We start from the raw sequence: 19,127 nt of genomic DNA, 5'->3' as shown, positions 1-19,127 counted from the left end.
CGAAGATCTTTGATGGCGCGGCGGCCGAGAGTCAGCCCGGCAGCAGGTCGCCGACTTTCAGTTCGCTCACTGCCGCGTCGATCCGGCGTGCCATGACGTGGGCCATCTCGCGCCCGCGCTGGTTGCCGAGGTCCATGCCGCCGGTGCCGAAGATGGCGACGAACAGCCCGCACAGGACGGCGAGACGATAGGCGTCCCAGCAGTCGTCGAAGGAGAAGCCGGTCACACCCATCTGCGTCAGCGTGCTGTGGTAGCGGCGCAGCAGAGCCTTTTCGGACTGGTGGCGGTCCGAGGTCGGCAGGCTGTTGCAGAGCAGGTAGGCAACGTCATAGAGCGGGCCGCCGCGACCAGAGACCTGCCAGTCGATGGCGGCAATCCCATCGGCCCCGAAGGCCGGGCCGAACAGCAGATTGTCGGCACGGTAATCGCCATGCAGGAAGCTGCGCGCGCCCGAGGATTGCTCCAGGATCACGCGGGCCGCCACGGCCCCGAGCTGCTCTGCCGTCTGCCGGGTATAGGAACTGTAGCAGTCGGGAAAATTATCGAATGCCGGAGCGAGAAAGTCCTGATAGGCCGACTGCACGGCGGCGCCGTAATGCGGATTGGAAAAATCGAACAGCGTATCCATGTCGCCGGAATCGACCTTGCCCCACCAGGCGCCATGCAGGCGACCGATCGCGGTGACCGCTGCGTCGGCCTGGGCTGGCGTCAGGCCGGCCACCTGATCGCCCAGGACGGCGTTGCGTATGTCCTCCAGCAGCAGCACGAAGCTATGGTCGGCCATGTCGAGCTCTGCGTGGAACAGCCGCGGTGTGCGGACAGGCGAGTACTGGGCAAGCTTGGTGTAGAACGCGACCTCGCGCGGATAGAAATAGAGCGAGCGGGCGATGCCGAGGTTGGCCGGATCGGTGGTCGGAAACTTGCTGATGATGGTGCCCGGTGCGCCGTCCTCGGGCTTGTCATAGGCGATCGTAAGCCGCGACACCTCGGCCATGACACCGACACCCATGCCGAGGGTAGAGGCGGTGACGCTCGTGACCCTTGCCTCGGACAGCACCTCGTTGCGGTGCATCACCGCGTCGAGCCATTCCACGGTTACCGCTGCTGAACTGCGCGGCCAGTCCCCCATTTCCCATCCCCGACTTTCATCATTGCTGCTGCCGCACCTGGGCGGAACAGAACCCGTCGTGACCATTATGGTCGTGACGGAGTCGCGGTCACAAGCCGGGGTCGCCCCAAGAAAGGCCTTGTCACGTCATCTTGAAATTACGCGAGACATGCACGCTGCCTGCATGCTTATGTTTGATCGAGCCAGGGCGGAAACCTAAACAGGGCTTGCCGGGCAACTGGAGTGCAGATGCCTGAGATATATTCGTCAAGCCGTCGCAGCCGCGTTCGGAAAATCGAACTTGTCACCGTCCTGGCGATGGCTTTGCGCACCGGACTGCATCGGCGCGGCCAGCATCCCAAGCCGCATGGATGTGTACGGGCAAAGTTCGAAATCCTCGACGACATACCTGAAGCCTACAAGGTGGGATTGTTCGCCCGCTCCGGCACGTACGATGCGCTCATCCGCTTTTCGAACGGGCCGCAGCGTACCGATCGCGATCGCGGTGCACAGGGCATGGCGATCAAGCTGCTGGGGGTGCCGGGCCGCAAACTTCTCGACGATCCGCCGGACGCCGAGACACACGACTTCATCATGATCGATTTCCCGGTCTTCTTCGTGCGCGATACGGATTCCTATGCCCGGCTGGTTGGCGAGCTGGCGCGCCTGCCTCCTGGACAGCATCCGCAACACTGGCTCGCCTGGCTGAAGCGGCACCATCCGCAGGACATTGCGGTCGTCGATGCCTACCACGATCGACTCGCCGACAGTCCACTCGCCCTGCGCTACTGGAGCCAGGTCCCGTACCGCTTCGGGCAGGACAGCGACACGATCTGCCGTTACAGCGTCGTTCCCCATCCCGACAACATGGCCGCGCCGATCGCGCCGGAGGCGCGCGGCTCGCACTACCTGCGTCAGGCGATGATCAACCAGCTCGTCCTGGCCGGCCGGCCGGCGACGTTCGATTTCTGCGTCCAGCGTCTCGAACACGCGACGCCCGAGATCATCGACAATCCGACAGAGGAGTGGACGACACCGGTCCAGCGCGTCGCCACCATCACCATCCCGCCGCAGGACTTCAATCGCCCCGAGCAGGATCGCTTCGGCGAATTGCTCTCCTACACGCCGTGGCACGCGCTGCCGGACCACCGACCGGTCGGACAGATCAACGAGATCCGGCGGACCGTCTATGCCCTGAGTTCGCGCGTGCGCCATCTCTTCCGGCTGACGCCGCCGCGGGAGCCCACGAGTCCCTTTCCGCCAAAATCGACCGGCCGCACCCGCCGCGTTCTGGGCTTGGGGGCCGCCGCGGCGGCGTTTGTCCTGATCGGTCTCGTGGGCATGGTGTGGTGGAAGACCCGCATCCCGCTGCCGGACTACCCGGCGGTCGAGCGGCAGGTGTGGCTGGAGCAGAATTGGGGCGCAGGCGCGCGGGAGTGGTACCACCACGCCAGCCAGGGCGGCCAATTCCCACCCCTGATCAACGTGCCTTACGAATGGTTCATCGCCCTCGAGCAACCGACACTGTCGTTGGGAGCGGCCGGGCTGCTCGCTGACCCGCACTATCTCGACCGATTCGGCTTCATTCCCTCGACCACCGAAAGCGGCGCCTACGACTGGCGGAGTTGCCGCGAGCCCGAGGAGGCAAAGACCTACGACAGCGGCCCCGCCTCGCCGTCACGACGGCATCGATTGCCGGTGGGCTTCGCGTGCACCGACCGGACGACCGATCCGATGGTTCTGGCGGATGGCAGGCCATGGCGGAATCCGGCGACCGGCCGGACCATGAGCGGTATCGGGCTTACCTGCGCAGCGTGCCACACGGGGCGTCTGACCTATGGCACCACGGAAGTGCTGATCGACGGCGGTTCGGCGATGACGGATGTCGTCAAGCTGAACACGGCAATTGCCCTGTCCCTCGTCTTCACCAAGTACGATCGCTTGCGCTTCAACCGCTTCGCGCTGCGGCTGCTCGGGCCAGACTCCAACGAACAGTCGCGCGCCGCGCTGTCCGAGCAGCTCGACGATGTGGTCGAGCGCGTCAAGCTGCTGCACGAACTCGACGATCGGGTATCGGGCAAGAGTGTCGTCGAGGGATTCGGACGGCTCGATGCCTTGAACCGGATCGGCAACCAGCTGTTCGCGATCGATCTCGGCAAGTTCGAGAACTACGCAAGCAGCGCCGCACCCGTACACTATCCCCGCATCTGGGATGTCCACTGGTTCGAATGGGCCCAGTACAACGGATCGATCGGACAGCCGATGGTGCGCAATGCCGGCGAGGCGCTGGGGACGGGCGCGCCGATCGTGCTGGCGGGGGCGCCTTCGAGTACGACCGCGCTGACGGCACCGCTGTTCACGTCCGGCGTGCAGGTCGGTGTCCTGTACGAAATGGAAAAGATGCTGGCGGGCAATCAGCCGACAGCGGCGACCGGTTTCACCGGTCTGGTTGCGCCCCAATGGCCGACCGATGTTTTCGGTCCGATCGATACCGGCCTCGCCGAGCGCGGCGCACGCCTCTACCACGACCTCTGTGCGCATTGTCATCTTCCCGCGACCCGCACCGAGGCATTCTGGAAGTCGGACAACTGGCAGGCACCGAACGCGTTCGGCGAACGCTATCTCAGGGTCAACCTGATCCCGATTTCCGAGATCGGTACCGATCCGGCCCAGGCGCAGGGGATGATCGACCGCAAGGTTGTCGTTCCGCCCGAACTGGGACTGTCGGGCGATAATTTCGGCGCCGTGCTCGGCCAGCTCGTCGAGAAAACCGTCAACCGCTGGTACGAGACGCAGAAGCCGCCCGTTCCGACCGAGCGGCGTCACGAGATGAATGGCTACCGCGACAACGGTCTTCAGGAGAAGCTTGTCTACAAAGCGCGGCCGCTCGACGGGGTGTGGGCCTCGCCGCCCTATCTGCACAACGGTTCGGTTCCGACCATCGAGTCCTTGCTGTCGCCGGCTCGCGAACGGCCGAAGACGTTCTGGCTCGGCCACCGCGATTATGACCCCAAGCGCCTCGGCTACCAGTACGGGGAGCTGGCGGGCGGCTTCGAATTCGATACATCGAAACCCGGCAACCACAATACCGGCCACGAGTTCGACGACGGTCCGGAACGTCCCGGCCGTATCGGCCCCAAGCTTACCCCCGACGACCGTGCGGCGCTGATCGAATACCTTAAGATGCTTTGAGTCCGAACTGGTAGCGGCTCAGCCCTCGGGGGCGCCGGCCTTGCGCAAGCCGTCGGCGACGCGGTCGCGCTGCGCGAGGAATGTCGGATGATCGCTCGCGGCTCCTGCCAGATACCGCCGCATCGTAAATTTCGGATTGAGCGCCAGTCCCGCCTGGAGCGCGGCCTTGGCCTCGGCGATCCGGTCGAGATTGGCGAGCGCGGCGGCCAGCAGGAAGTGCGTATAGGGATTGTTGCGGTTGAGGGCGATGGCACGGCCGAACAGGGAAACCGCCTCCTCATCCTTGCCGAGGAGGAGCTTGGCGTCGCCCGCGATCGACAGCCACGCGGGTACGAAGGGATCGCGCGGACTGAGCCTCAGCGCTTCCTCGACATGGGCTTCGGTTTCCTCGCCGCGACCGATGCGGAACTTCGCCAGGCCGATCATGGCATGCGCGGGCGCCAGATTGCGGTCGATCGCCAACGCCCGTTCGCACTCGGCGATGCCCTGCGCCGCACGGCGGGTCTGGATCTGGGCAAGTCCCAGCGACAGGTGCGCCCAGGCATGCTCGGGCGCCTGGGTCAGGGCCTCGACCAGCGCGGCTTCTCCCGCTGCCAGCCTCGCCTCCCGGTCCTCGGCGGCATAAAGCGATGCCATGAAGACATCGACATAGGCGCTCCATACCAGCGCCTCGATATTGCCGGGGTCGAGCGTCAACGCCCGCTCGAAATAGCGACGAGCCTCCGTGAGATAGTCCGGCGTGTTGCCCTTGTTGAGCCACGCCATGCCCTGGAAGTAGAGGTCCACCGAATCGGGATTGGGCGCCCGCTCGGCGCGGCGCGCCTCGGCGCCAATCAATTGCGTTCCCAACTGCCGCGCGAGGCGCGCCACGACCTCGTCCTGCATGTCGAGGAGATCGCCGATGGGCTTGTCGAAGCGTTCGGCCCAGAGATGGCTGCCGTTTGCGGTATCGACCAGTTGCACGTTCACGCGCAGGCGGTTGCCGCCACGCTGCACCGAGCCTTGCAGGGCGTAGCGCACCTGCAGCTCCCGGCCAATGTGGGTCACATCCACCGACTTGCCCTTGTAGGTGAAGGCGGTGTTGCGAGCGATCACCAGGGTCCCGCTCATGCGCGACAGGTCGGTCGTCAGGCTCTCGGTCACGCCATCGACGAAGTATTCGTGCTCGGGATCGCCGCCGATATTGGCGAAGGGCAGGACGACGATGGAAAGGCGCGACGACGCCGACGGCCGCGGAGCCGGGGTGGCGTCGGGCGTCGGCGTTGCCGTGGCTGCGGACACCGGCCAGTCCTCGGGTTTCCATTCCACACGGAAAGCCCGGATCGGCCGCACGATGTTCTTGAGGGAGAGCTCGCCCATCGGGTGCAGCGTGGCCTTGATGCGCCCGTCGATGGCCTCACCCAAAGTATGGGAAATGATGATGCCGCCCGGCGGCGCCTGGGATTCCAGCCGGGCCGCGACATTCACGTCATCACCGTAGATGTCGTCGCCATCGACGATGACGTCGCCAAGATGCAGGGCGACCCTGAACACGATCGCCTTGTCCTGCGGCTCGTCGCGATTGACCTCGGCCATCGTCCGCTGGAAATCGATGGCGGCGGCAACTGCGTCGACTGCGCTGACGAATTCGATCAGGCCGCCATCGCCCTTGAGTCGGATGACCCGACCGCCGCGCCGGGCAACGGTCGGCGCCAGCCGGCGGTTCAGGTGGTCGAGAAGGCGGGCAACCGTGCCGCTTTCGTCCCGGCCCATCAGCTGAGAAGACCCGACCGCGTCGGCAAACAGGATAGCCGCCAGCCTGCGCTGTTGTTCCCGCGCCAAGACGTCTCCCTCCAACCTCTCGCACTTATAGGCCGATGTTGTAGAGGCAACGTCAAGATGTCTTCGCCATCTCAGAGAAGCCAGCGGAACGCGCGCTGCAGTTGGGCGGTGCCGTCGCTTTCGAACCACCGGCCGTGTGCGATGATGATGCGGTCGGGCGCCAGCGCAATCATGCGCTTCACCGCCTGTCGAAGCGCCGCCCTTTGCCCCCTGTAGGAGAGGCGCATGTCCCGTGGCATCTGCCCGTCGGGGGCAAGGACACCCCCGAGCCACATCAGGCCGCGAACCCACAGGAAGGGGACCTTCTCCGTTTCGAAATTCTCGATGAGATCGGCCGCTAGCAGGGTTCGACTGGGCTGATGGAAGAATATGACTTCCGTCATGAAGGAGCCGGCGACGCGCAGCGTCGTAATGAAAGTGTCCCAGGAGTAGCCCTGGTCGCGGTCGAGCGGACGGTAGGCGAAGTCGATCCTTCCGCGTGCCTGTTCGACGATACGCGGGGCCAGGTAGACATCGGCGCCCGGGAAGGCCCGATGCCAGTCCGGAATCCACCAGTAATGGAGCCGATTGGGACCGACGATCCAACGCGGCTGGCCGAGGGCTTCCAGTTCCGTCCGTAAATCAGGCATCAGCGGCGTGGGCGAGTGAATGAAAAGCGCGCCGGACTGGCGGATGACGGTCATGCGGGTCGGAAACGGCATTTTCAGCCCCGGCGGACCGAATCGGATCAGCGGGCCGTCAACGATCCATACATCGTTTGCAACCCGTTTCAGCGTATCGAGGGGCGGATAGACGAACGGCGTCGATGTCTGCATGACGCAAAGGGAACGCGAGCGCCGAACGCGTGTTGCCGCCCGCTCGGCCACGTCAATTCCGTCCTGTTTTCGCCACAGTCAGCAGCGACATTCGCCGCCAATCGCACACAATGTGCAACGCCAGTCGGGGGCCGTCTGCAGGCGCAGGCAGAACGACGGCGATTGGGAGGAATACCGCCTGTGAGTGCAGCCCGCGCGGGTAAGTGCGCAGGCGAGTCGTGCGTAAATCACGAGTGGGAGAGGCAATGCGTATCAGCAAGCGTATGAGGGTGGGGGCCGTGATGCTCGCGGTCGTGGGCGGGATCGCCGGCGCGATTCCCTTTCTATGGGGGCGGGAAACACCGGCCTCCGCCGCTTCCGAGCCGACATTGCCGGACGTGAGCATCGTCACGATCAAGGCCGAGGATCGCGCCATCACGCGCGAATTGCCGGGCCGCATCGCGCCGATGCGTGTCGCCGACGTGCGGCCGCGGGTCTCCGGCATCATCGTCACGCGCATGTTCAACCAGGGCAGCGACGTCAAGGCGGGTGACCCGCTCTACCAGATCGATCCCAAGCCGTTCGAGGTCGACCTGCAGGCGCAGGACGCGGCCTTGGCCAAGGCCAAGGCCGCGCTCGATCTTGCCATCCTCCAGGAGAAGCGGGCGCTGGCGATGACCAAGGCCCAGGCGATCTCCCAGGCCCAGACCGAAACCGCGATTGCGACCGTGCAACAGGCGAGGGCGGAGGTCGCGGCGCGCGAGGCGGATGTGGCGCGGGCACGCCTCAATCTCGATTACGCGACCATCCGCGCGCCGATCAGCGGGCGCATCGGCGCCGCGCTCGCCAGCGAAGGCGCTCTTGTCGTGCAGAACGATGCGGCCAATCTCGCCACCATCCAGCAGCTCGACCCGATCTATGCCGACTTCACGCAATCGGTGAGCGAGATGAACAAGCTGCGTCAGGCCTTCGAGTCGGGCGATCTCGAGCGGATTGCGCCCGATGCGGCGAAGGTGCAGCTCGTGATGGACGACGGCTCGCGCTACCCGTTCCCGGGCAAGCTGCTCTTCTCCGAGGCCAAGGTCGATGCCTCGACCGGACAGGTGACGCTACGCGGCGAGTTCGCCAATCCCAAGAACGTGCTGCTGCCGGGCACGTATGTCCGCGTGCTGATCGAGCAGGGCATCGACACCGACGCGATCGCGATCCCGCAGCAGGCGGTGCAATGGAATGGCGGTGGCGGGGCCGAGGTGTTCGTGGTCAAGGACGACGGGCGCGTCGCCGTGCAGCCGGTGCGGACCGGATCGCTGCAGGACGGGCAGTGGCTGGTGCTCGAAGGGCTAAAGCCCGGCGACCGCGTGGTGGTCGAGGGCTTTCAGAAATTCGCCGCTGGCGACAGCGTGCGGCCTTTGCCCTGGAACGAAGAGGCCCGTCTCGAACCGTCGAAGCGTCTCGGCCTTCCCGAAACGAGCCGCTGAGCCCCCGGAATGCCAAGCTTCTTCATCGATCGGCCTATCTTCGCCTGGGTTGTCGCGCTGTTCATTTGCCTGGTCGGCCTGATCGCGATCCCGCTGCTGCCGGTGGCGCAGTATCCGATCATCGCGCCGCCCTCGATCTCGGTCAGCACCAGCTATCCCGGCGCCTCACCGGAGAATCTCTACAACAGCGTCACGCGCCTGATCGAGGAGGAGCTGAACGGCGCATCCGGCATCCTCAATTTCGAATCGACCAGCGATTCGCTGGGCCAGGTCGAGATCATCGCCAATTTCGTGCCGGGCACCGACCCCAGCATGGCGTCGGTCGAGGTGCAGAACCGCATCAAGCGCATCGAGGCGCGCCTGCCGCGCGCCGTGATGCAGCAGGGCATCCTGGTGGAGGAAGCGTCGAGTGCGGTGCTTCAGATCATCACCCTCACCTCGACCGATGGCAGTCTCGACGAGGTCGGGCTGGGCGACTTCATGGTCCGCAACATCCTGGGCGAGATCCGGCGCATTCCCGGCGTCGGCCGCGCCACGCTCTATTCGACCGAACGGTCGCTGCGCATCTGGGTCGATCCCGACCGCCTCGTCGGCTACAACCTGACCGCCGACGACGTCACCAACGCCATCAACGCGCAGAACGCCCAGGTGGCGTCCGGTAGCATCGGCGCCGAACCCAGCAACGGCCAGAGGATCTCCGCCCTCGTCCTGGTGAAGGGCCAGCTGAGTTCGCCGGACGAGTTCGGCGCCATCGTGCTGCGCGCCAATCCCGACGGTTCCACCGTGCGCCTGCGCGACGTCGCGCGCATCGAGGTCGGCGGCATGGGTTACCAGTTCACGACCCGCCTGAACGGCAAGCCGACGGCCGGACTCTCGGTGCTGCTGTCGCCGACCGGCAACGCGCTGGCGACCGCGAGCGCAGTCGAGACGAAGATGAAGGAGCTGTCGCGCTTCTTCCCGGCCAACATCGCCTACGAGATTCCCTACAACATCACTCCGGTCGTCGAGGCGTCGATCGAGAAGGTCGTCAGCACGCTGATCGAGGCGGTGGTGCTGGTCTTCATCGTGATGTTCCTGTTCCTGCAGAACATCCGCTACACCGTCATTCCGACCGTCGTCGTGCCGGTGGCGCTGCTCGGCACCTGCGCCACGCTGCTGATCGCCGGCTATTCCATCAACATGCTCACCATGTTCGGCATGGTGCTGGCGATCGGCATCCTGGTCGACGATGCCATCGTCGTGGTCGAGAACGTCGAGCGCATCATGGCCGAGGAAGGGCTGCCGCCCAAGGAAGCCACGCGCAAGGCGATGTCGCAGATCACCGGCGCCATCGTCGGCATCACCCTGGTGCTGATGGCGGTGTTCGTGCCGATGGCCTTCTTCCCCGGCTCGGTCGGCATCATCTACCGGCAGTTCTCGGTGACGATGGTGGCGGCGATCGGCTTCTCGGCGCTGATGGCGCTGTCGCTGACGCCGGCGCTGTGCGCGACGTTGCTGAAGCCGGTCGAGCCGGGCCACGTCCAGGCGCGGCGCGGCTTGTTCGGCCTGTTCAACCGTACCCTCGACACCGTGCGAGACCGCTATACCGGAACGGTCGGCTGGTCGCTGAAGCGCGCCGGCCGCTTGATGGGACTCTATGCCGTGCTGGTCGGAGTCCTGGCCTTCGGCTTCGCGCGCCTGCCGGGCGGCTTCCTGCCGATCGACGATCAGGGCTTCATCACCACCGACGTGCAGACACCTTCCGACGCCGGTTACAGCCGCACACTGGCGGCCGTCGAGCGCGTGGAGAAGTACCTGGCCGACCGGCCGGGCATCAAGAACGTGACCTTCCTCACCGGGTTCAGCTTCTTCGGCCAGGGCGTGAACACGGCGCAGGCCTTCGTCACCCTGAAGGACTGGTCAGAGCGCGGACCCGACGACAGCGCGGCCGCGATCGTGGCGGATATCAATCGCGATCTCGGCCCGGTCCGCGACGCGGAGATCTCGGCCCTGCAGCCGCCGCCGATCGACAATCTCGGCAATTCCAGCGGCTTCAGCTTCCGCCTGCAGGATCGCGGACAGAAGGGCTATGCCGCCCTGAAGAGCGCCGCCGACCGGCTGATCGCGGCGGCGAATGCCAGCCCCGTGCTGCAGAACGTCTATATCGAGGGCCTGCCGCCGGCGCCGCTGGTGAATCTCGTGATCGATCGCGAGAAGGCCAGCGCCTTCGGCGTGTCGTTCGAGAGCATCAACAACACGATCTCGACCAATCTCGGATCGACCTACGTGAACGACTTCCCCAATCGTGGCCGGATGCAGCGAGTCATCGTGCAGAGCGATGCCGAGAACCGCATGAACGCCGACGACATCCTCACCTACAACGTCAAGAACGATCGCGGCCAGCTCGTGCCCTTCTCGTCGTTCGCCACCGTCGAATGGTCGAAGGGGCCGGCGCAGATCGTCGGCTTCAACTACTACCCGTCGATCCGCATCAGCGGCGAGGCGCGGCCCGGCTACACCAGCGGCGACGCCATCGCCGAGATGGAACGGCTGGCGAACAGCCTGCCGCGCGGCTTCGGCTACGAGTGGACCGGCCAGTCGCTGCAGGAGAAGCTGTCCGGCTCGCAGGCGCCGTTCCTGCTCGCGCTGTCGGCGCTGGTGGTGTTCCTGTGCCTGGCGGCGCTCTACGAGAGCTGGACCATTCCGCTCGCCGTGCTGCTGACGGTGCCGCTCGGCATCTGCGGCGCCGTCGCCGCGGCTAGCCTGCGTGGCCTGGCCAACGACGTCTACTTCACGGTCGGGCTGATCACGATCATCGGTCTCGCCGCCAAGGACGCGATCCTGATCATCGAATTCGCCAAGGATCTGCGCGGCCATGGCATGCCGCTGCTCGAGGCGACGCTGCAGGCCTGTCGGCTGCGCTTCCGGCCGATCCTGATGACGGGGTTCGCCTTCGTCTGCGGCGTGCTGCCGATGGCCATCGCCACTGGGGCCGGCGGCAAGAGCCAGCAGGCGCTCGGCACCAGCGTCATGGGCGGGATGATCGCCGTCGTCGTCCTGGCGCTGCTGATGGTTCCGGTCTTCTTCGTCGTGGTCCAGCGCGTCCTGGGCCGCGACCGCCAGAAGGAGGCGGCCAAGGCCGCCACTTACCGGCCGCCGGCTCCGTCGGCGGCCGAGTAGGATCGTCGATCCAATCCCTTCCCTGGCGGCTGCTGCCAGGGATAGGACCTGCGGCTACTGCTGCTGTTGCTGCTCCGGCTGGCTCCAGCCCTTCTTCTCGGCTTCGAAGAAGGAGGCGAAGACCTTGCGGATGGTGCTTTCGGCGATGTCGCGGGTGATGAAGACGACACGGCTCTTGCGGTCGTCGCCTTCGGGCCAGGCATCGAGCGTGGCAGGCGGATGGAAGACGTGCTGCACGCCATGGATCACGACCGGCTTGTCGGTGTCCTTGACGTTCAGGATGCCCTTCATGCGCAGCAGATCCGGGCCGCGATAGGTCACCAGCGCATCGAACGCCGCCGCCACGGTCGACCAGCTCATCGGCTCGTCGAAGGTCATGCAGAAGGAGCGGATGCGGTCGTCGTGGCGGTTGGGATTGTGCGGGTCCTGCTCGCCATGACCATGCTCATGACCATGCTCGTGCCCATCGTGGTCATCGTGACCATGATGATGGTGATGCCCGTGGCCATGCTCATGACCCTCGGCATAAGCCTCTTCGTGCAGCCAGCGCTTGACGTCGGCGCTCTTGGTCTCGGGATTGTAGAGACCGGCATTCAGGATCTGGTTGGGGTCGATCTCGCCGCCCGAGATGCTGTGGAACGGCGCGCCGGGATTGAGCTGGTGCAGCCGCTCCTTGAGCTCGGCGAGCTTGGGCGCTTCGGCGATATCGACCTTGGTCAGCAGCAGCCGGTCGGCAACCGCCGCCTGCTTCACCGCCTCTTCATGGTTGTCCAGCGTCGACGCGCCGTTGATGCCGTCGACGGTCGTCACGACACCATCGAGACGATAGCGCGAGGCGAGCAGCGGGTCGGTCATCAGCGTGTGCAGGATGGGAGCCGGATCGGCGAGACCGGTGGTCTCCACGACCATGCGCTTGAACGGCGTCACCTCGCCCTTGGAGCGCTTGAGGAACAGTTCGCTCATCGTCCGCACGAGGTCGCCGCGCACGGTGCAGCAGAGACAGCCGGAATTCAGCGTCACCATGCCTTCGTCGTTCGACTTCTCGACCAGCAGATGGTCGAGTCCGACTTCGCCGAACTCGTTGATGATCACCGCCGTGTCGGACAGTTCCGGCCGGCGCAGGAGCTTGTTCAGAAGGGTTGTCTTGCCGCTGCCCAGGAAGCCTGTCAGCACGGTGACGGGGATGCGTTCTTCGGCGGCGGTCTGCGTGTTGCTCATCGTCACTCCGTTGTCGACGTCACTCCGTTGTCGACGGCGCTCTCCAGAACGGCTCGATCTTCCTGAACGCCTTCCAGGCCTCCTCGATCCGCCGCCGCCGCCGCTTGCTGCCGGCAGCGACCTGCTTGCGGAGCCGGCGCAGCTCGGGTTCGACCGGCTCGGTCGGTCGGGCTGCGGCAGCAATGTCGGCCAGCATATGGGCCGCCACCTCGCGGTCGTTCAGGGCACCGAGCGCGTTCTGGAGACGCGCCGTGGCGTCGATATAGGCGTTCATCGCCCGGGAATCAAAATCGGGAGTGGGAAAGGCGGCGCGCAGGAAGCCCGACGCATAGCGCAGCTTCTTGATGGCGATGCGCAGGCGGTGAAGCTGCTCCGTATCCAGCGAGGCTAGCTTGCGCCCGCGCCGCTCGACCTTGCCGTGGCGCTTCTCCAGCATCTCGCGTGCGAATTCGTCCAGCCGACCGGTGGTGGAGGACGGCGCCTCGATGAAGGCCGCGAGCTGCTCCTCGAACGCGGCGAAGCGAGCGCCGGCAAGGGCCTCGCGTGCCCGGTCGAGATGAGACCGCGCCAGGCGGTTGGCGATCCGCTTCACCAGCAGTGGCGGTTCCTGGAGGCTCTCGGTCATGAACACATAGAGATCGCGCGACGGGCCGCATTCGCCGGCCAACCATCGGGCTTCCGCCGCCATCGAGCGCACCAGTCGCTGCTGGACCGGGCCCGGTACCGCGTCCCGGAACAGCGTCAAGGCCGCCCGGAGCCGGCGCAGGGCCACGCGGGTCTGGTGGATGCCGATCGCCCGTCGGCTCTGGAGCACGAGGGTGCGATATTTGAGGAGATCCGTCCGGCATTCGGCCACGATCTGGCGCAGGGCCGCATCGGGCGGCATATCGGGGGCGAGCGGGGCGACCATGGGCGGTGCTGACCGTAGCCACGGTAAGGCTGTGAGCAACCGCAAAAAGCGTCAGTTTGATGAAGGTTTTATGTCGTTGCGAAAGCCGCGTGGCCTGTCACGGTCCATGCCGACAGGCGATTTCGCTGCCATTATCGGGAGTTAGCGCCATTTCCCGTGGCAGGTGGCAAGTTGATTGCTAGGATCACTCCATGAGTATCGATGCGGTTGCCTTCAAAAAGGGCATGCGCCACCTGGCGGCGAGCGTAACCCTGATCACGACCCGTCATCGCGATCTGCGCGGCGGGCTGACGGCGACGGCGGTATGCTCCGTATCGGCCGAGCCGCCGCAGATCCTGGCCTGCGTGAACAAATCGGCCTCCGCGCACGATCCCATCGCCGACGCAGGCTTTTTCTGCATCAACATCCTCAGTCCCGACCATCGCAAGATCGCCGAGCGGTTTGCCGGCATGCACGGGATCGAGGGCGACGACCGCTTCAAGGATCTGGGCGACTGGTCCACCCTGACGACCGGCGCGCCGGTGCTGAAAGGCTGTCCGGTCTCCTTCGACTGCCGGTTGGTGACGAAGGTGCCGGCCGGCACGCATACCATCTATATCGGCGAGATCGTCGATCTGGCGCTCGACGCGAACGCCTCGGCGCTGCTCTATGCCGACGGCACTTTCGTGCATGGCGAACTCCTGAAGAAGGCCGTGTCCGGCAGCTGAATGGCTGGCTGCGCGGACCGTTACGCCGGCTTTGACTTCAGCCCGTTAGCCACTATGTTCCGCCGCCTGTTGCCTATGGTCGTTGGGGCGTAGCCAAGCGGTAAGGCAGAGGATTTTGATTCCTCCATTCCCAGGTTCGAATCCTGGCGCCCCAGCCAACGGTCACCTGCCCTAAAGCATGAAGCGCGAGCCATCCAGCGCCGTCACGTGGACCTGCAGGTCGAAGCGCCTGGCCGTCGTCCGCATGTCGGGCAGGGACATCACCGAGAAGGCTGTGGAAAGTCCGTCCGCGAGTGCAGCGGAACGGGCCACCACGGAGACCGCCAGGAAGCTGTCGCTCGTCTCGCCCGTGTGCGGATCGAAGATGTGGTTGAACCGCTCGGCGCCATCGAAGTGAAGGCCGTAGCCGCCGGAGGTCGAGACGGCGCGATCGGCCAACGGAATGGTGCTGGCGATATGGCCGGGCAGGGCCGCATCTTCCAGGCCGACCGACCATGGCGTGCCGTCCGGTCGTGTCCCCAAGGCTCGGACCTCGCCCATGTCGGCCAGCGCGTGCGTCATGCCGTTCGCCTTCAGGAGCTCGACGATGCGATCGGTGATGTAGCCCTGCGCGATGCCGTTCAGCGTGATCGCCATCTCCGGCTTCCCGAAGCGGATCTCGCTGGCGCCGACGTCGATGGCGGATAGTCCCACTCGTTCGCGCACGGCTCGGATGGATTCACGGGAAGGGCCAGCCGGATTCGCGTCCGGTGCTGCGAAATGTCGGGCATAGAGGTCCCAGAGCGGCTGCACCGTCGGATCGAAAGCGCCGACCGTTGCGTCGCCGATCTGGCGGCTCAGGGACAGCAGCTCGACAAGCTCCAATGGCGGAGCGTCGAGATGGCCGTCGCGGTTGAGGCGGCTGATTGCCGAGTCCGGACGATAGAGGCTGAACACCTTTTCCAGCCGGGCCACCTCGGCCAGGCAGGTGGCGATCAGGTTGTCGGCGGCGGCGCGGTCGGGATGATAGAGCGTCAGCGACGCGTCGGCCCCCAAGGCGATACCCTGCCAGTGATGCAGATCCTCCTGGTCTTGTGGGGCGGCCTGCGCGGCGGGCAATCCCATAGTCGCCAAGCTGGCCGAGATCTGCAGGAAGCGCCGGCGGCCCGGTCGCGGGAGGCGGAAGGTCATTGCGGTGGCTCCGATGGGCTGGAGGTGTCGCTGGCGAGGACATAGTCGCGAGGCATCTGGTCGAAGCGCACCAACCGCCCGCCATGCTGCGCGATAAATCGCTGTGCGGCGTCCTCGTTCGAGAAGGGAACGGCTTCGGGTTCGCCCATGCCGCCGCGCTTGCTGCTCCCGATCACATAGAAGGCGCGGCGGGCGTCGATCCAGGTGCCGGGCTCGGGCTGATCCCAGTTCTTCGCCTTGGCCATGTCGTTGACATAGAGCGCGGTGATCGCCTTCGGCGTATCGCCCAGCATGACGAAGGCGAACAGGTCATGGACCGAAGCGAACCAGAACGGCGTCGGATCGTCCTTGACGAAGATCTGTCCTTTGGGACCCGAATGCTCGGTCAGGCTCATGTTGCAGAACTGCGCGACCGCGTCGCCATCGACTTCGTGAGGAGGAGGGGCGGCGGCCGTGGACTTGTCCTCGCAGCTCGGCAGCAATCCCGCCACAGCCAGGGCCAGAAGAGCGGCAATCCTGATCATAACTCTCTCCGCATGAAGACCAGGGATGCGAGCAGCAGCGGGATCGCAATCCATCCCACCAGGACGCTGATGAGTATCGACGCGCTTGCACCGGAGCGATGGGCCACTCCAGCCATACCGGCATAGAGGCTGACATCCGGCCCGCTGGTCAGGTTGATCAGTCGGAACACGTCCGAAGGATTGGCGAGAAGAAGGGCATTCAGGGCGGCAGGCGTCAGGGTCCGTCCCTGATCGGCCACCAGAACACCGAGCAAGGCCATGTCGTAGATGAGCACGAAGAACAGCCACAGGCCGATCGCGGCGGCGGCCGCCGTGCGGGAATCACGTACCGATGCGCTGACGAGATAGCCCAGCGCGATGAAGACGAGCCCCAGCAGGATGCTGGTGCCGACCATGGTCGCGAATGCCGCCCAGGCCCCGATTTCGACCTCGTCGCCGAGCACGGCCAGGGCGAGCGCCGCGGTGCCGTAGCCGACGATGGCCGCGATCGCCAGGACCAGCGCGTGGCCGGCGAATTTCCCACCGATGACGTCGATCCGGCGGACCGGATGGGCCAGCAGCAGCGCCATCGTGCCCCGCTCCATCTCGCCGGAGATAGCATCGTGGGCGATCAGCAGGGCAATCAGCGGAACGAGGAAGATCGTCAGGCTCGCAAGGCTCACGATCGTGACCGAGAGCTTGCTCACGCCAACCGTGCCGGTTGGCGCGCTGCCGAGCAGCGTGAGGGTCAGCGCCAGAGCGGCCATGAGACCGGTCGCTGCCAGGACTCGACGGTTGCGCAGGCTGTCGCGGATCTCGCGGCCGGCTATGACGATCGCCGCGCTCATTCGGCAGCCTTTCGATCGAGGAAATGGGCGTAGATGTCGTCCAGAGTCGGTGGGACGATCTCGATGTCCCGTGGTTGTGCCGGCAGGGTCATCAGCCGGCGGACGAGCGCCATCTTGTCGGGTTCGGCGCAGGCAATTTCGTAGATGTTGACGCCTACGGCGCGCCAGCCGGCACGGTTACCGAGGGACTCAGCGGGCAGCGTGCTGTCCGTTCCGAAGTCGGCGCGAATCCGGGTCGGGCAGCGGGCGAGTGCCCGCAGATCGGCAAGGGTGCCGTCCGCGACCTTGAGCCCGCGATTCATCACCACGATCCGATCGGAGCGGGATTCGAGCTCGGCGAGGGCGTGCGAGGACAGCAGTACGGTGGCGCCATCCTGCGCGCAGGCATCGATGATGTCGTAGAAGGTCCGGCGCAGCGCTGGATCCAGCCCGGTGGTTGGCTCGTCGAGAAGCAGCAGCCGCGGCCTGCCGATCAGGGCCTGCGCCAAGCCCAGCCGCTGACGCATGCCCTTGGAGTAGGTGGAGGTGCGCTGGTCGGCCGCGTCGACCAGGCCGACCCGCTCCAGCAGCGACTGGTTCTGGGCAACGTCGCGCCGCTTCAGGCGGGCATAGAAGGACAGCAGCTCGCGGCCGGTCATGGCCGGCGGAAAGACGACATTCTCCGGCAGGTAGCCGATGTCAGCGCGGATGGCGGAAGCCTTGTGCCGGGTGATGTCGGCGCCGAGCACGTCGATCTGGCCAGTGCTGGTCCGGATCAGGCCGAGCATCAGCTTGATCAGCGTGCTCTTGCCGGCGCCGTTGTGACCGACCAAGGCGATACGCTCGCCCGGGAGAAGCACGAGATCGACATCCGTGACGGCGGGCCGGTTGCCATAGCGCTTCGTGATGCCGCGCAGGCTGACAGTCGCCGTGCTCATCGCCACGGTCCCCTTGGTTCGGCAAGATCGGCCTTTGCCGCAGCGGCCGCGGGAATGGCGGGAGGCTGCATCAGGGGCGCGCTGTCGATCACGCCACCGGGATGCAGGGCTGGGAACTGCGACTGCGCCCAGCGCACCACCTGCGTTGCCGGGCTGTTGATCAGGAGCTTCGCGGCGGGATAGCGCCAGACGATCTGGTCGACGAGATCGTTCGGGCGGTAGGGCGCGTCGGCGATGCCGTCGCCATTGAGATCGAAGGCCGGATTGTCGCTCCAGTAGTTCCCTCGCCCGTTCTCCGCCCAGTCGAGGAAGCGCGTCCCGACATAGAAGACCTGCGTCTGATTGTTGACGAAGGCATTCTGCGAGATCCGGTTGCGCTCGGAGCCGGCGGTGAAGTGGATGCCGATCCTGCAGCCCTCGAAGCGGTTGCGGCGGAAGATGTTCTTGTTGGCGTTGTAGATGAAGACACATTTGGCGGCGCCGTCGAGGACGGCGTTGCCTTCGATATCCGAATCGTTCTCGTAGTTGAGCAGGATGCCGTGGTCGCGATCGCCGACCGAGACGTTGTCGAAGACGCGGATGTGGTCGGAATACATCAGGACATAGCCGGCATGATTGCCGATCGAGACGTTGTCGCTGACCTCGCTGTCGTTGGTGTACATGTAATGGACCGCGAAGCGCACGCTGTGCAGGCGGTTGCCCTTGAACAGGTTCTGGCGGCTCGTGACCGTGAAGATGCCGTCACGTCCGCCGGAAATGTCGTTGTCGAGCACTTGGGCCCCGGGCGCGTTCCAGACATAGACTCCGTTGCCCGCTTCGTTGAGGCGCAGGTCCGTGCGGCCGACGATGCGGTTGCCGCGCACGATCGCGTCGTGGGCGCCATGGACGTAGACCCCGGTCAGGTTGCCCTCGATATCGTTGTCCTCCACTCGGCCCCGGGTGGCCGTGCGGCTGAGGAATACCGCGCCCTCCATCTTGGAAAGATCATGGCCCGAGCCGCGCAGGGAGAGGCCGCGCAAGGTGACGTCGGCGGCCTTCACGTCGACCGTGCGGCCCCGGCCATGGGCATCGATGACCGCGCCGCCGCGCCCTTCGAGAGTCAGCGGCTTGTCGATGGTGACAGGGCCATCATGCACGCCGGGCGCCAGAACGAGAGTGTCGCCGGCATTGGCGCCGTCGATAGCCTGTTGCAGGTCGCTGCCTACCGGCACCTCCACCGTTGCCGCATGCGCGGCAACGGTCAGGAGAAGCGCCGTGAGGCCGGCAGCAGCGCTGAACAGGCATCGCGAAGGCATGCGTCCC

General features: G+C 65.6%; 14 protein-coding genes and 1 tRNA gene. 5 read left to right on the top strand and 10 right to left on the bottom strand.

Annotation, left to right across the window (positions count from 1 at the left end):
- Window positions 1-31: 31 nt before the first annotated feature.
- Window positions 32-1,129 carry a phosphotransferase family protein gene (locus B5D62_RS25635; protein ID WP_170921132.1) on the bottom strand — a complete coding sequence of 366 codons (1,098 nt, stop codon included), beginning with the start codon at window positions 1,127-1,129 and terminating at the stop codon, window positions 32-34.
- A 228-nt stretch (window positions 1,130-1,357) separates the two neighbouring features.
- Between B5D62_RS25635 and B5D62_RS33085 the strand changes: the two genes are divergently transcribed.
- Window positions 1,358-4,300: a catalase family protein gene (locus B5D62_RS33085; protein WP_139374093.1), complete on the top strand. Its 2,943-nt coding sequence runs from the start codon at window positions 1,358-1,360 to the stop codon at window positions 4,298-4,300.
- Window positions 4,301-4,318: 18 nt separating this feature from the next.
- Here the strand turns inward: B5D62_RS33085 and B5D62_RS25625 are convergent, their stop codons facing one another.
- The gene (locus B5D62_RS25625; protein ID WP_085936898.1) at window positions 4,319-6,121 is read right to left on the bottom strand and encodes an adenylate/guanylate cyclase domain-containing protein; all 1,803 of its coding nucleotides are present in this window, start codon (window positions 6,119-6,121) and stop codon (window positions 4,319-4,321) included.
- 71 nt (window positions 6,122-6,192) lie between these two features.
- A complete protein-coding gene (locus B5D62_RS25620; protein ID WP_085936897.1) occupies window positions 6,193-6,936 on the bottom strand; it encodes a DUF4336 domain-containing protein in 744 nt (247 codons plus the stop codon).
- 245 nt (window positions 6,937-7,181) lie between these two features.
- Here B5D62_RS25620 and B5D62_RS25615 point away from each other — a divergent pair, with 245 nt between their 5' ends.
- Window positions 7,182-8,393 carry an efflux RND transporter periplasmic adaptor subunit gene (locus B5D62_RS25615; RefSeq protein WP_085936896.1) on the top strand — a complete coding sequence of 404 codons (1,212 nt, stop codon included), beginning with the start codon at window positions 7,182-7,184 and terminating at the stop codon, window positions 8,391-8,393.
- 9 nt (window positions 8,394-8,402) lie between these two features.
- Window positions 8,403-11,552: a multidrug efflux RND transporter permease subunit gene (locus B5D62_RS25610; RefSeq protein WP_085936895.1), complete on the top strand. Its 3,150-nt coding sequence runs from the start codon at window positions 8,403-8,405 to the stop codon at window positions 11,550-11,552.
- 54 nt (window positions 11,553-11,606) lie between these two features.
- Here the strand turns inward: B5D62_RS25610 and B5D62_RS25605 are convergent, their stop codons facing one another.
- Both B5D62_RS25605 and B5D62_RS25600 read right to left on the bottom strand, forming a co-directional pair.
- Window positions 11,607-12,770: a CobW family GTP-binding protein gene (locus tag B5D62_RS25605; protein ID WP_085936894.1), complete on the bottom strand. Its 1,164-nt coding sequence runs from the start codon at window positions 12,768-12,770 to the stop codon at window positions 11,607-11,609.
- Between the two features lie 19 nt (window positions 12,771-12,789).
- Entirely contained in the window at window positions 12,790-13,680 is an 891-nt protein-coding gene (locus B5D62_RS25600) for a CHAD domain-containing protein (RefSeq protein WP_085936893.1), read from the bottom strand.
- A 191-nt stretch (window positions 13,681-13,871) separates the two neighbouring features.
- Between B5D62_RS25600 and B5D62_RS25595 the strand changes: the two genes are divergently transcribed.
- Window positions 13,872-14,387, top strand: a complete 516-nt coding sequence (locus B5D62_RS25595; RefSeq protein WP_085936892.1) for a flavin reductase family protein — start codon at window positions 13,872-13,874, stop codon at window positions 14,385-14,387.
- An 83-nt stretch (window positions 14,388-14,470) separates the two neighbouring features.
- Window positions 14,471-14,545: transfer RNA gene (locus B5D62_RS25590), tRNA-Gln, on the top strand.
- A 13-nt stretch (window positions 14,546-14,558) separates the two neighbouring features.
- Here B5D62_RS25590 and B5D62_RS25585 read toward each other — a convergent pair.
- From B5D62_RS25585 to B5D62_RS25565, 5 genes are read right to left on the bottom strand one after another with little or no spacing between them, the layout of a single operon-like run.
- Window positions 14,559-15,557, bottom strand: a complete 999-nt coding sequence (locus tag B5D62_RS25585; RefSeq protein ID WP_085936891.1) for an FAD:protein FMN transferase — start codon at window positions 15,555-15,557, stop codon at window positions 14,559-14,561.
- Window positions 15,554-16,081, bottom strand: a complete 528-nt coding sequence (locus B5D62_RS25580; protein WP_085936890.1) for a nitrous oxide reductase accessory protein NosL — start codon at window positions 16,079-16,081, stop codon at window positions 15,554-15,556. The genes B5D62_RS25585 and B5D62_RS25580 overlap by 4 nt, the downstream gene beginning before the upstream one ends.
- Window positions 16,078-16,908: an ABC transporter permease subunit gene (locus tag B5D62_RS25575; RefSeq protein ID WP_085936889.1), complete on the bottom strand. Its 831-nt coding sequence runs from the start codon at window positions 16,906-16,908 to the stop codon at window positions 16,078-16,080. Before B5D62_RS25575 ends, B5D62_RS25580 begins: the two co-directional genes overlap by 4 nt.
- Window positions 16,905-17,825, bottom strand: a complete 921-nt coding sequence (locus B5D62_RS25570; protein ID WP_085936888.1) for an ABC transporter ATP-binding protein — start codon at window positions 17,823-17,825, stop codon at window positions 16,905-16,907. The genes B5D62_RS25575 and B5D62_RS25570 overlap by 4 nt, the downstream gene beginning before the upstream one ends.
- A complete protein-coding gene (locus tag B5D62_RS25565) occupies window positions 17,822-19,120 on the bottom strand; it encodes a nitrous oxide reductase family maturation protein NosD (RefSeq protein ID WP_085937031.1) in 1,299 nt (432 codons plus the stop codon). The genes B5D62_RS25570 and B5D62_RS25565 overlap by 4 nt, the downstream gene beginning before the upstream one ends.
- Between the last annotated feature and the right edge of the window lie 7 nt (window positions 19,121-19,127).

It is taken from the genome of Enhydrobacter aerosaccus (assembly GCF_900167455.1).
GTDB classification, from domain to species: domain Bacteria; phylum Pseudomonadota; class Alphaproteobacteria; order Reyranellales; family Reyranellaceae; genus Reyranella; species Reyranella aerosaccus.
Note: the sequence above shows the minus strand (reverse complement) of the source record. Positions and strands in the feature narration are given on the sequence as shown.